The sequence below is a fragment of the Roseivirga spongicola genome (assembly GCF_034376045.1).
Taxonomy (GTDB): Bacteria; Bacteroidota; Bacteroidia; order Cytophagales; family Cyclobacteriaceae; genus Roseivirga; species Roseivirga spongicola.
In genome coordinates, this window is sequence record NZ_CP139724.1 from 1,904,481 (window position 1) to 1,917,352 (window position 12,872).

The window sequence follows — 12,872 nt, forward strand, 5'->3', positions numbered from 1 at the left end:
CATGCTGCTGTTAGGAGCTTTAATGTTTTGCGTGGGCTTGTTTGTGGTCTTTACCAGAAAAAACGCCATTATGGTACTTATTGGCATTGAACTAATGCTCAATTCTGCCAATCTCAACTTAGTTACGTTTAGTCGCTTCGACCCTCAAGCCTTGCAAGGTCAGATTTTTAGTCTTTTTGTTATTACCATTGCAGCAGCTGAAGCAGCAGTGGCTTTGGCCATAGTGGTAAAGGTCTACAAATACTTCAAGACCTCTGACCTAGATAAAATTAACTCCATGAAGGGATGATAGATCTGTTGGATATCATATCGCCCCAAAGCTCAGCTTACCTGCCATGGATTCTGGCATTGTTGATATTGCCTATTTTTTCTTTTGCTACCACAGGTTTTATGAAGGGAAAGGCACCTTATTGGTCTTCGGCCATAATTGCCAGCAACCTTTTAGTGGCTGCTTATCTTGCTACTGTATTCTGGAATGAGCCATTAACCATTAGAGGCAATTGGTTTAAGCTTGGAGAGAATCAGTTCACGTATTCATTCTACTTAGATAAGTTGGCACTGACGATGTCGCTTATAGTGAATTTTGTGGCTTTGCTAGTGCATATTTTCTCTACAGAGTACATGCGCACAGATGCCAATAAGCCACGGTATTTTGCTTACCTAGGTCTGTTTACGTTCTCAATGATGGGTATTGTGCTCTTCAATGACCTTCTATTTATTTTTATTTTCTGGGAATTAGTAGGCGTATCGTCTTACCTGCTCATTGGTTTCTGGTTCCAAAAGAAATCAGCTTCTCTTGCGGCCAATAAGGCCTTTATCTTAAACAGAATTGGAGACCTCGGTTTTATCACTGGCTTAATGATACTGTTCACTCAGTTCCATTCACTCGATTTAGATGCTGTAAAGAGCCTAATGATTATGTCGGAGATTGAAGATGGTAATTGGGTGGTGAATTTTATGCAGGGAGGTAAAGAAGTTATTAGCAGCATGGATGGCCGTTGGCTGAGTGCTGGAGGTATTGCTTTATTCTGTGGGGCTGTTGGTAAATCTGCACAGTTTCCACTGCAAGTTTGGCTACCAGATGCCATGGAAGGTCCAACACCAGTTTCCGCTCTTATACATGCGGCAACCATGGTGGCAGCGGGTGTATATATGCTAGCAAGAATTTTCGTGCTGCTCGATGCTCAGGCACTGGAGGTGGTGGCTATTGTTGGAGCGGTTACTGCTTTTATGGCGGCCATTGCAGCGTTGTCTCAGTTCGATATTAAAAAAGTATTGGCCTATAGTACCATTTCTCAACTGGGTTATATGGTTTTGGCCATGGGGGTTGGGGCGTATAGCGCTGGGCTTTTCCACCTAATTACACATGCTTTCTTTAAGGCAGGGTTGTTCTTAAGTGCAGGAATTATAATTCACCAGTTACATCATTTGGAGAAAGGCGGAAAAAAATTCGATCCGCAAGATATGCGAGTCATGGGCGGATTGAGAAGAAAGCTGCCAGTCACCTTCTTCGCTTTTGTTATTTGCTCTTTGGCTTTGGCTGGCTTGCCAGGCTTCTCTGGTTTTCTTTCTAAAGACGCTATTTTGCTAGACCTAGCGGTTTGGGCAGATATTAAAGGTGGAGGCTTCTACATACCAGAAGTTTTGGCTTTTATGACGGTGGTGCTTACAGCTTTCTACACATTTAGAATGATTTATCTGGTCTTTTTCGGAGAGTTCCGATTACCAAAAATTCTAGGAGATGCATCACTCCCAAATAAACTGAAAGAAGGGAACTTGTGGGTTACAGTGCCTGCTGTCATTTTCGCCTTGTTGTCTTTTACTTTCCCATTTGGGTTTACGCTTAACGCTGACCATAGCTGGGTGATGGAAGCACTAAAAACACCAATGTATCTGGTGCCTGAAAGCTATGCAGCCACTAGTTTGTTAGATGTGCCTGAAGAAACATTTCACGGCCTTCATAAAACGGTGAATATTGTTTCCATTCTTTTAGCACTGGCGGGTTTGTTCATTGCTTGGCTATCGTACAAGCCAGGAGCCAAATTAGAGAAGACTTTTATTGAAAGAAGGGAGCCTGTTGGGGTTCTGGGTCAGATTTCATTCTACCATTGGTATCAGAACTCACTTTATCAGAACATATTTTTGAAAGCCATATTGGCGAAGTCTAGAGCACTGGCTTGGTTCGATCAGTACGTGCTGGACGAGGCTGTTAATCTCTTGGCTAAGCTGAATGTGGTTATTGCCCATGTTACACGCTGGTTCGATCAGGTTTTTGTTGATGGACTTGTGAATCTGACGGCCGCTTCTGTTGGAAAAGTGGGGCAATTGACCAGAAGTATTCAGTCAGGTAATATTCAGGCTCAAATTCTGGTGACTTTCATATTTTTATTAACCTTAATTTTGCTGCTAGTTGTTTAGCCCATGGAGCATCTGTTATCATATATCGTATTTATTCCGCTAGTTGGTGCTGCACTGGTTTTGCTTACGCCAAAGGCGTATGAACATTTGTATAGAGTACTAGCGATTAGTTCGACAGGCCTAACCCTGCTCTTGATTCTATTTGCTGTCACCTCATTTAATGGAGCACTGGTGCCAGAGATTTCTGGTGAAGGAAATCTGCAAATGATGGAGAAGGCGTCTTGGTTCAGTCTGAAGCTTGGTTCTTTAGGGGCGCTATCGGTAGACTACTTTTTAGGAGTAGATGGGTTAAACATAAGTATGGTGCTGTTGGCGGGAATAGTCCTTTTTATTGGTGCTATTGCTTGCTGGAATATCAAAGAAAAGAAGAAGGCCTATTTTAGTTTATACCTTCTGCTTTGTACTTCTGTGCTAGGCTGTTTTGTTGCACTAGATTTCTTCTTGTTCTACCTGTTCTTCGAGTTTATGCTGCTCCCTATGTATTTCCTTATTGGAATTTGGGGAGGGCCAAGAAGAGAATATGCAGCTATTAAATTCTTCCTCTACACACTAGCTGGTTCTATCTTAATTCTGATCGTTATGATTGGCTTGTATAATTCAGTATACGACCCAATAAAGACGGCAGAAATGGCTGGTTTGAGCATGGCCGAATACGCTATCTCAGATATCCAATCAATGGTGTTAGAAGGACAAATTGACAAGACAGAAGTAGTGAAGTCTTTCAATATGCTGCACATGGCAGATTCTGCGAATTACATTCCAGGTTCTTTGCTAGATAAATCAGGTTTAGGAACATTATTCGGCCAACCCATTCGATGGATTGCGTTTTTGGCTATACTTATTGGTTTCGCTATTAAACTTCCTGCTTTCCCTTTCCATACTTGGTTGCCAGATGCACACGTAGAAGCGCCAACACCTCTGTCTGTAGTCTTAGCTGGAATTCTTCTGAAAGTGGGCGGTTACGGATTGATAAGAACTGCTTATGCCATGTTCCCAGATGCCGCATTCCATTATGCTTGGCTCATAGGGTTCATCGGGATGTTCTCTATTATTTATGGAGCTATGAATGCCTTGGCTCAGAAAGATTTGAAGAAGCTGATTGCCTTTAGTTCAGTATCTCACATGGGATTTGTACTGCTTGGGTTAGCAGCTATGACAAGCGAAGGAGTGAGCGGGGCCATTTACCAAATGTTCTCTCACGGACTAATCTCTTCTATGCTCTTCCTTATTGCGGGAGTCATTTATGATAGAACTCACGATCGTATGATCGAGAATTACGGTGGGTTGGCTCATCAGCTGCCTAAGTATACCGTGTTCGTAGGAATTGCCTTCTTTGCTTCACTAGGTCTGCCAGGCTTTAGTGGATTCATTGCAGAGCTGTTTGTGTTTTTGGGAGCCTTTAAGTCTGCCTCAGTGATTGGTGCTATACCTGCGTGGATGGCCGTGGTTTCAACCTTAGGGCTGGTTTTAGCTGCAGGATATTACCTCTGGACTTTCCAGAAAATGTTCTTGGGTAAGTTTTGGGTGAAAGAGAAGAAATGGGTTCCCGCACTAAAGGATCTAACCATTCATGAATACTTAATGCTGGTGCCATTGGTAATTCTAATTATCGCTTTTGGTGTTTACCCTTCGCTGCTTCTTGATTTAATTAATTCGGGAGTTGAATCATTCATCGATCACCTAACAGCTTCTATTTGATGGTTGGAGCAGCAATGCAAATGGCAGATGGATTAAAGGAGCAACTTCAGTCGCTTACTGAAGGTGTAGCTTTTTTATGGCCTGAAATCACTTTAGTTGTTGGGTTGCTTTTGGTGCTTCTCTTCGATCTGATTTTTCAGAATAAAAAGGAGGTAGGAATAGCTGCTATTTCCATCTCAGTGTTGTCATTCTTGCTAGTGGCACAATGCCTTTCTTTTGTGCCGAACCTTGAAGCAAAAGATTTATTCGTAGGGCTGATTACTGTTTCCTCAGGAGCAAACCTGTTTAAAATTGGCTTTACCCTTACGGCTTTGTTTGCTCTTATTATGGCCGCACAATCCAAGAAATATGCTCAGCAATATTTTAGCTCTAGTGAATGGTTGGTCAGTTTGTTTGGTCTGCTTTTAGGGGCATTCCTGATGACGGCCAGTTCGAACTTATTAATGATTTATGTTTCTATAGAAGTGGTTTCTATTAGTTCGTACCTCCTCACGGGTTTAGGAAAAGGCTTGAAGAAGTCAGAGGCTGCTTTAAAGTATTTGCTTTATGGAGCTGCGGCTTCTGCGGTAATGCTTTACGGAATGAGCTGGCTTTATGGGCTCACGGGTTCATTAGATATCAATACAGATACGTTTATTGTAGGAATGAATGCTGCACAGCCATTCACGCTTAACATTGCCATCTTTATGGTTTTGGCCGGTGTGCTGTTTAAGTTAGGTGCATTCCCTTTACATATTTGGTCACCAGATGTATACGAGTCGGCTCCAATGCCAACAGTAACGGTTTTCTCAATTGTACCGAAGTTGGCTGCTGTTTTTGTGCTGTTTAGGCTTATTTCATCTACAGAAACTACTGACTTTAATTGGCAGCAGTGGCTAGGCATTTTAGCCATAGGCGGAATGACAATTGGTAATTTTTCTGCCCTTTGGCAGCGCAATGCCAAACGCATGCTGGCCTATTCTTCCATTGCCCATGCCGCTTTTATGCTGTCTGGCGTTTTGCTGTTCAATAGGGCTGGTATAGAGGTAACTGTTTTCTATGCGTTTATTTACCTGATCATGAACCTAGCTGCATTTTACCTTATTCAGGTTTTTGAGAATGCTACGGGTTCGGTAAACTTCGACTCTTTCAGAGGTTTGGGAAAAACCATGCCTTATACAGCTATACTGCTTTTGGTTGTAATGATTTCTCTCACAGGTTTGCCGCCTGTTGCAGGCTTCAATGCAAAGTTGTTCCTGTTTTCTGCCGTTTATGAAGGTTATGTTTCTACTGGCGATCAAATAATTTTGTGGGTTTTTATCTTCGGTTTGCTTAACACGGTGGTGTCATTATTCTACTATATCCGAATACCTTATCTGCTTTTCTTCAAAACAGGAGATCAAATAATTACAAAGCAAGAGGGTTTTAGGTGGCACATGGCTTGGGGCACTTTCTTGGTTTTGCCTTTGTTCCTATTATTCTTTAGGTCCGATTGGTTTGTTGACCTATTGAATAGTATTAATTTTGTGTTTTGAAAAGTTAACATGCTTGAGCCTATTAAACATGAGTGTGGTATAGCCCACATTCGCTTAAGAAAACCCCTTCAATACTACATAGATAAGTATGGTTCGGCCACTTATGCCGTAAACAAGCTTTACGTCATGATGAAAAAGCAGTCGAATCGTGGGCAGGATGGAGTTGGTGTAGCCAATATTAAGATGGGGGTAGACCCAGGCAAAAGGTACATTAGCCGGTATAGAACCATCAATTCGGAGCCAGTAGAAGAGATTTTTGGCAAAATTGCTAAGAAGTTCAACAAGGCGAAGAAGAAGGAAGGCTATAACCCTAAAAGTGCTAAGTGGCTTAAAAACAACATGGGATTCACTGGTGAAGCTTGGTTGGGACACTTACGTTATGGTACTCACGGTGCAAACAGTATTGAAAGCTGTCACCCTTTCTTAAGACAGAACAACTGGAGAAGCCGTAACCTGGTAATGGCCGGTAACTTTAACATGACCAATGTTGATGAGCTCTTTGAGCTACTTATTGAACTAGGTCAGCACCCCAAAGAAAAAACCGATACGGTGACAGTGATGGAGAAAATCGGTCACTTTATCGATGAAGAAAATCAGAGAATTTTCGATAAGTATAAAAAGAAGAAGGACAACTTTGAGATTACCGAAATCATTGAAAATGAGATGGATCTTCAAAGGGTGCTTAAGCGTTCTTTCAAAGACTTCGATGGCGGTTATGCTATGGTTGGTTTGTTAGGGCACGGTGCTTCTTTTGTAGTGCGAGATCCGCACGGAATTCGTCCTGCTTACAAATACATCGATGATGAAGTGATTGTAGTAGCTTCAGAAAAGCAGGCAATAAAAGCGGCTTTCAATGTCGATTACGATAAGATCAATGAAGTACAGCCAGGTCATGCATTAATCGTTCACAAAAACGGTGAGTATGACGAGACTCCAATTATGAAGCAAAAGGAGTTAAAGGCATGTTCATTCGAGCGCATATACTTCTCTAGAGGTAACGATCCTGAAATTTATCAGGAAAGAAAACAACTCGGTAGGTTACTGGTGCCTCAGATTCTCAAGGCTATCAATTTCGACTTAAGGAACACTGTATTCTCTTACATTCCGAATTCGGCTGAGGTTTCATTCTTAGGAATGATGCAGGGGCTGGATGATTACCTCATGGAAAAGCAGAAAGAGGTAATTATTGATAAGAAACCTTCTTTAGATGACATCGATCAGATGTTGAGCTTTAGGCCAAGGGTTGAAAAGTTGGTAATCAAAGATGCCAAGCTGAGAACCTTTATTGCCGATGACGCTAGTAGAGACGATATGGTGGCCAATGTGTATGACACTACTTATGAGGTGATTAGAAAGGGTGTTGATACAGTGGTGGTTATTGACGACTCTATTGTAAGGGGTACTACGCTAGAGAAGAGTATTCTAACCATGCTCGACAAGTTAGAGCCTAAGAAAATTGTTGTTGTTTCATCAGCGCCTCAAATCAGATACCCAGATTGCTATGGTATCGATATGAGTAAGATCAGGGAGTTTGTTGCTTTCAGAGCGATGCTTCAACTGCTTAAAGACAGGTACAAAGAAAACTTGCTCGATGAAGCTTACCACCAGATTCTGGCTAATCTAGACTCTGACAATCAGGCTAACTACGTTCAGCAGTTGTATAACCAGTTCACCCAAGAAGAGATTTCTGCTAAAATCACAGAAATTATTCGTCCTGAAGGGTTAAAGGCTGAGCTAGAAGTGGTTTATCAAACGGTAGACAATCTGCATAAGGCTTGCCCTGGAAACCAAGGCGACTGGTACTTTACAGGAGACTATCCGACTAATGGAGGTATGCGAGTGGTGAATAAGGCCTTCGTTAACTTTATGGAGGGTAAGACGGTAAGAGCGTATTAGTCATTGGGTAGAGAATATTAAGTACAAAGTACCGAGACTTAAGTATTTAGACTGGTAGAACCGATATTTAGAAGGAGGAACAACCCGAAGTCCTGTCTAAAAAGCTGAAAGTATAAAAAGAGGCTGTCCCCTATGAGACAGCCTCTTCATTTATCATTCAAAATTTATCATTCTACCTTACACCGAGAAGCTTTCTCCGCAACCACAGGTTCTAGAAGCGTTGGGGTTCACGAACTGAAAGCCCTTGCCATTCAAACCATCAGAGAAGTCGAGCGTGGTGCCTAGTAGGTATAGTAGGCTTTTTCTATCGACAAGAATCTTTACTCCCTTGTCTTCAAACACTTCGTCTTTTTCTCTAATCTCTGCGTCAAACTCTAGGTCATACATCAGGCCAGAGCAGCCACCACCTTGCACAGCTACACGAATGTTATGATTGTCCGTTTTGCCTTCTTTGCTACGTAGCTCAATAATTTTCTCTCTTGCTATGTCTGTTACCGTTATCATTATGCTACTGGATTTAATACTACACTAAAAACTGTAATGGTGTTAATGTCTCTGCCGTAGTACAGCTTGTCTAGGGCATCGTACATATTGCTTGCTCTAAAGTAAGAAGTATGTAATTCATTATCACCTTTGGCAATCCATTGAATGGTATAAGAGCTGTACTTGTCTTTGTAAGACTGTACGTACTCATACATTTTCTTCAATGCATCGAGCTTATCAACCCCAACTTCCGACTGAAACAAAAACGACTGGTTGTGTCTTGGGTTAATGGTAATCAAATCTAGTTTAGTTTTGCCTTCAATTTGCTGAAATTCAAAACTTAACTCGCTGCCCTGTATGCCCAAGTAGCTCTCAATCTTTCTTTGGAGCTTAACACTTTCTACGTGTATGTCCGTTCCTGTTGTCATCATTATTGTCAGGTTAAAGCGCTTCTTTCACTATATTGAAGCGATTTACTTAACAGGTTGCTTACCTATTAAGTTCAAGCGTTCTGCAAAGATAACCAATGAAAACCAATTGATTAAAAACTACGAAATGAGAAAGATAGAACACATAGGTATTGCCGTAAAAAGCATCGAAGAATCTAATGTGTTATTTGAGAAGCTTTTTGGAAGAGCCCACTACAAAATTGAAGAGGTCGATTCTGAAGGCGTGAATACAAGCTTCTTTCAAATAGGTCCGAATAAGATTGAACTACTTGAGGCTACTAAAGAAGATAGCCCTATTGCAAAGTTCATTGAAAAGAAAGGCGAAGGGATTCATCATATAGCCTATGATGTAGAAGACATTCGCGCAGAAATGAAAAGACTTAAGGAAGAAGGCTTTACTCTGCTTAATGAAGAGCCTAAGCGCGGTGCCGACAATAAGTTGGTCTGCTTCCTTCATCCTAAAACTACCAACGGAGTGTTGATTGAGCTCTGCCAAGATGCTGGTTAGTTTAATGTTTAATGTTTAATGTTGGATATCGAATAAGGTGATAGCCAGCCCTTCCCGAGGCTTCGGGAGGGTGAGTGTTGAAGCTTTTCGAATTGATGAAGCTCAAGTCCCCTTAAGGGGATTTAGGGGTCACATTCAGGAATTCCAATGCACAAATTCCAAATCCCAACTTTAGGCTTCTACTTATATCAAAGTCTAATTGAACTTTGAACCTGAAACTTAAAACTCACAAACTGAAATCGTATCTTTGCCCCCTGAATATAGAATTATGGAAGAGAAGCGTACGGAATTATCAGAACTAGGAGAGTTTGGTCTAATAGACAAGCTAGCAAAGAGTATTGAGTTGAAAAATGAGAGCTCGGTGCTGGGTATTGGTGATGATGCTGCGGTAATTGACCGTGGGGAAGAGTTTGGCCTCCTTTCTACAGATATGTTGGTAGAAGGCATTCACTTCGATCTGTCTTATTGCCCGCTTCCTCATTTAGGTTACAAAGCCATAGCAGTGAATGTCTCCGACATTGCAGCCATGAATGGTAATCCGGAGCAAGTGACAGTTTCTTTAGCTCTAAGCAATCGCTTTTCAGTAGAGGCAGTAGATGCGCTTTTTGATGGAATGAGAGCCGCAGCCAGCGACTATAATGTAGATATTGTAGGGGGAGACACCACAGCTTCGCAAAGTGGCTTGGTTATATCTATATCCGTGCTCGGAAAGGCTGCAAAAGATAAAGTGGTTTACAGAAAGGGTGCTGGCGCCAATGATATTCTTTGTGCTACTGGCGATTTAGGTGCAGCTTTTATTGGTTTGCAAGTGCTAGAAAGAGAGAAACAAACCTTTTTGGCCAATCCTGATATGCAGCCTCAATTAGATAAATACCAATACATAGTTCAGAGACAATTGAAGCCTTCGGCCAGAATGGACATTGTTCATGAATTGGCTGAGCTTGATATAGTACCAACCTCAATGATGGATATCTCTGATGGTTTAGCCTCAGAGGTTTTTCATTTGTCTAAAAACTCTGGTGTAGGCTTCGCTATTTATGAAGACCAGCTACCAATCGACAAGCAGACTTATGACACAGCCGTTGAATTTAATCTAGACCCGATAACGGCAGTGCTAAATGGTGGCGAAGACTATGAGCTATTGTTTACAATTAAGCAAGAAGATCATGCTAAGCTAGATAAGCACAGAGATATTCACTTTATAGGTCATGCACAGGTATTAGAGAAAGGCAATTTACTAATGACTAAGAATGGCAACCAAGTGCCGCTTAAGGCGCAAGGTTGGGATCATCTCGGGTAGAGCAGCATTACTAGCATGGCTAAACAGAGAAAGCCAGCAATAATGGCTGAGTTAAACTTTTGTTCCGCATTCGAAAACTTTGAGTAACCAAAGTAGGAGATCAATAAAGAGATGAGTGCCATAATGTAAGTTACCATTGGTAAATCATCGGCTCTTTGAAAATTGCCAGAATTATTCACTCGGTACTTATGATTTCCATAAAACATGCTTCTCTTGGTTTCTACCATGTCGCCAATATTTGGGCTTGGCTTTTCATAAGAGATGTAGAAAGTTACAGAAGCTGTTTTGAGCTCATGCCACGATTGCATAGGCCCTTTTTTCATCCTTTTAATAATGGTGTTCTTGCTAAGAATGGGTTCAGAACCGTTGTCTTTGAAAACGAAAAAGTCTAGCACAAAACTGAAAGCAAAAAGAAGAATAAAGAGGTTAATCATCATGGCAACTCTAGAGTTTGCTTCGTAGTTGGTAGGAGGGTACTGTGTTTCTCCATGGTAACCAAACTCATCACTGTATTTTTGGTTTCGTCTTCTTTGTTCTTCTCGTTGTTTAAGAATTTGCTCCACTTCCTCCCATGTGAAACTTATCTCACCTGACTCCAATTCGCCTTCATCGTATTTTCTTCTAGACTCAGGGTCACTAAGTACACTGTAGGCTTCATTGAGCTCTTGAAAAGATGTTTTGGAGGCTATTTCTTTGTTAATGTCTGGGTGTAATTGCTTTGCCTTATTTCTGAAAGCCAACTTAATCTCGCTCTCTGTAGCTGTTTTCTCAATTCCCAGTATGGCGTAATAGTCTTTAGACATAACTTTAGGCAAAACTAGAGCAGAGGATGACCTTTACTCTAGATAAAAATGAAAAATATAATTCATAAGCAATGAATCCGGTACACTATTTCAAGGGTGAGTTTGTAAAAGAAGAACGCATTCATATCTCAGTAGATAATGTTGGCTTTTTAAGAGGTTATGGAGTATTTGAGTTTTTCAAAGCGCATGCAGAACAACCGCTCTTTATGGAAGATCATTTGGATAGGCTTTTCCGTTCGGCCAAGGGTATGAATATGGCTGTTCCTCTTTCTAAGCAGGAGATTGCTGGCTTAGTCAATGAGTTGTTGAGGAGGAATGGTTTTGCTTATTCTTCGGTTAAAATTTTGCTTACAGGTGGCGATTCAGTTGACGGGTTTACTCCAGGGGAACCTGAGATAATTATTCTTAATAATACGTTTGCTGATGCTTCTGACAAGCTTTACCAAGATGGTGCCAGCCTGATGCTCTACAAATACCAAAGAGATTTCCCAGCTATTAAGTCGCTGTATTATGCCACAACAGTGGCCCTACAAAGTGAGTGGCAGTCTAAAGGTCATATAGATGTGCTCTACCATAATGGTGAGGAAATTTCTGAGGTTTCGCGAAGCAACGTGTTTGTGTTTAAGAATGGTGTGCTTAAAACCAATGAAGCTGGTGTTTTAGGTGGAATTACTCGAATGCATGTGTTGAAGGCTGCAAGTAATAATTTCGAGGTGCAAATTGGTGCTATCAGCTTATCGGAATTGTTGGAAGCAGACGAAGTGTTCATTACAAGTACAACCAAAAAGGTTTTGCCCATAGTTAAGCTAGATGAGCAGTTGATAGGGGGCGGAAAGCCTGGGGTTCAGACAAAAAAAATGATCAAGATTTTCGATCAGTATATTGAAGACTATTTGAAAGCTTAAGCGGCTTGTAGTTCGTAGCCAATCACGTCTAGCAACATATCTACAATCTGAACCGGAATTCTCTTTTCCATTTCCTTGTAGCGATAATTGATTACGTGGCCATCTTCTAGCTGAAAGGCAATTCTGCCAGTCTGCATCTTGTTTTCGAAGATTTGAATTTCCAAAATGGTTTGGTCGATGCCGTTACTGTAACTGTTATTGATGCGCCATGTCACGTTGTTACCAATCTCAACCAGCTTATTAAGCAGGCTTCTGACGGTTTCTTTTTTCTCGTGAAATAGCTGAATCATTGCGATAACGTTGGCACAATATAATTACACAACGCTATCCGCCTTATTTAGTTTAGTAAATTTTACCAGACAAGGCTGCTCGGAACCTACTCGTCTTCAGGGTAAGGAACGAATAAAAAGTTGGTAAAATCGGGCTCTACCACAAAAAGACAGCAAAATTCATCTGGGTTTTTATATGCTTTTTTGAAAGCCTCTTCGTCTTCAATAAGCTTACGCTGTACAAATTCATCGATGTAAGTGATGTAGTAGTTCCAGTTAGTAGCCAAGTCTTCTTTGCCAATCAGTTTCTGGCCAATTGGAATCTCAGTTTTGGCGATAGGGAAAATAGGAAACTCAGAGAAGCCTCTTTTTTTTACCTGATAGGCAGCTTCTTTCAAAGTGTCAGATACTACCACAAAGTCTTTTGTGATTGTACCCAAGTATTTACCATTCAACTCCGGATCGTTCTGCATGCCGCAAAGTTAAAGTTAAGTGTTGAAGTTTCGAAGTGTTGGGGGTTCAGATTCTCTTATCTGAGTGGTTTTAGTCTATAAAGACTTTTCATTATTATTAACTGAAATTTTAGTAATTGATCTGAATTGAAGGGAAATAGTTAGACTTTGATTCGA

Annotated in this window: 13 protein-coding genes; 8 read left to right on the top strand and 5 right to left on the bottom strand. The window is 41.1% G+C overall.

Annotation, left to right across the window (positions count from 1 at the left end; genetic code table 11):
• Window position 1: 1 nt before the first annotated feature.
• The 5 genes from nuoK to T7867_RS08425 are packed head-to-tail and all read left to right on the top strand — an operon-like array spanning window position 2 to window position 7,526.
• Complete coding sequence (gene nuoK / locus T7867_RS08405; protein WP_245660215.1) at window positions 2–289, top strand: NADH-quinone oxidoreductase subunit NuoK; 288 nt, start codon at window positions 2–4, stop codon at window positions 287–289.
• Window positions 286–2,418: an NADH-quinone oxidoreductase subunit L gene (gene nuoL, locus T7867_RS08410; protein ID WP_068218046.1), complete on the top strand. Its 2,133-nt coding sequence runs from the start codon at window positions 286–288 to the stop codon at window positions 2,416–2,418. The genes nuoK and nuoL overlap by 4 nt, the downstream gene beginning before the upstream one ends.
• 3 nt (window positions 2,419–2,421) lie before the next feature.
• The gene (locus tag T7867_RS08415) at window positions 2,422–4,116 is read left to right on the top strand and encodes a complex I subunit 4 family protein (RefSeq protein ID WP_068218048.1); all 1,695 of its coding nucleotides are present in this window, start codon (window positions 2,422–2,424) and stop codon (window positions 4,114–4,116) included.
• Window positions 4,116–5,630 (top strand): NADH-quinone oxidoreductase subunit N, encoded by a 1,515-nt coding sequence (locus T7867_RS08420; RefSeq protein WP_068218050.1) that lies wholly within the window; start codon window positions 4,116–4,118, stop codon window positions 5,628–5,630. Before T7867_RS08415 ends, T7867_RS08420 begins: the two co-directional genes overlap by 1 nt.
• Before the next feature lie 9 nt (window positions 5,631–5,639).
• Window positions 5,640–7,526 carry an amidophosphoribosyltransferase gene (locus T7867_RS08425; RefSeq protein WP_068218053.1) on the top strand — a complete coding sequence of 629 codons (1,887 nt, stop codon included), beginning with the start codon at window positions 5,640–5,642 and terminating at the stop codon, window positions 7,524–7,526.
• A 177-nt stretch (window positions 7,527–7,703) separates the two neighbouring features.
• Here T7867_RS08425 and T7867_RS08430 read toward each other — a convergent pair whose 3' ends face one another.
• Both T7867_RS08430 and T7867_RS08435 read right to left on the bottom strand, forming a co-directional pair.
• Window positions 7,704–8,030 carry a HesB/IscA family protein gene (locus T7867_RS08430; RefSeq protein ID WP_068218056.1) on the bottom strand — a complete coding sequence of 109 codons (327 nt, stop codon included), beginning with the start codon at window positions 8,028–8,030 and terminating at the stop codon, window positions 7,704–7,706.
• Window positions 8,030–8,440 (bottom strand): hypothetical protein, encoded by a 411-nt coding sequence (locus tag T7867_RS08435; RefSeq protein ID WP_245660217.1) that lies wholly within the window; start codon window positions 8,438–8,440, stop codon window positions 8,030–8,032. Before T7867_RS08435 ends, T7867_RS08430 begins: the two co-directional genes overlap by 1 nt.
• 124 nt (window positions 8,441–8,564) lie before the next feature.
• Between T7867_RS08435 and mce the strand changes: the two genes are divergently transcribed.
• Together mce and thiL are read left to right on the top strand one after the other, a co-directional pair.
• Window positions 8,565–8,966 (top strand): methylmalonyl-CoA epimerase, encoded by a 402-nt coding sequence (gene mce, locus T7867_RS08440; protein WP_068218062.1) that lies wholly within the window; start codon window positions 8,565–8,567, stop codon window positions 8,964–8,966.
• 268 nt (window positions 8,967–9,234) lie between these two features.
• Window positions 9,235–10,266: a thiamine-phosphate kinase gene (thiL, locus tag T7867_RS08445; RefSeq protein ID WP_322300078.1), complete on the top strand. Its 1,032-nt coding sequence runs from the start codon at window positions 9,235–9,237 to the stop codon at window positions 10,264–10,266.
• Here thiL and T7867_RS08450 read toward each other — a convergent pair.
• Window positions 10,254–11,069, bottom strand: coding sequence for a J domain-containing protein (locus T7867_RS08450; protein WP_322300079.1), 816 nt, complete (start codon window positions 11,067–11,069; stop codon window positions 10,254–10,256). The genes thiL and T7867_RS08450 overlap by 13 nt on opposite strands.
• Before the next feature lie 71 nt (window positions 11,070–11,140).
• On the opposite strand from T7867_RS08450, the gene T7867_RS08455 reads away from it, so the two are divergent.
• Window positions 11,141–11,974 carry an aminotransferase class IV gene (locus T7867_RS08455; RefSeq protein WP_322300080.1) on the top strand — a complete coding sequence of 278 codons (834 nt, stop codon included), beginning with the start codon at window positions 11,141–11,143 and terminating at the stop codon, window positions 11,972–11,974.
• Here T7867_RS08455 and T7867_RS08460 read toward each other — a convergent pair.
• Both T7867_RS08460 and T7867_RS08465 read right to left on the bottom strand, forming a co-directional pair.
• A complete protein-coding gene (locus T7867_RS08460) occupies window positions 11,971–12,264 on the bottom strand; it encodes a hypothetical protein (protein WP_068218073.1) in 294 nt (97 codons plus the stop codon). The two genes, T7867_RS08455 and T7867_RS08460, sit on opposite strands and share 4 nt — an antisense overlap.
• Before the next feature lie 86 nt (window positions 12,265–12,350).
• Window positions 12,351–12,716: a hypothetical protein gene (locus T7867_RS08465; RefSeq protein WP_068218076.1), complete on the bottom strand. Its 366-nt coding sequence runs from the start codon at window positions 12,714–12,716 to the stop codon at window positions 12,351–12,353.
• Between the last annotated feature and the right edge of the window lie 156 nt (window positions 12,717–12,872).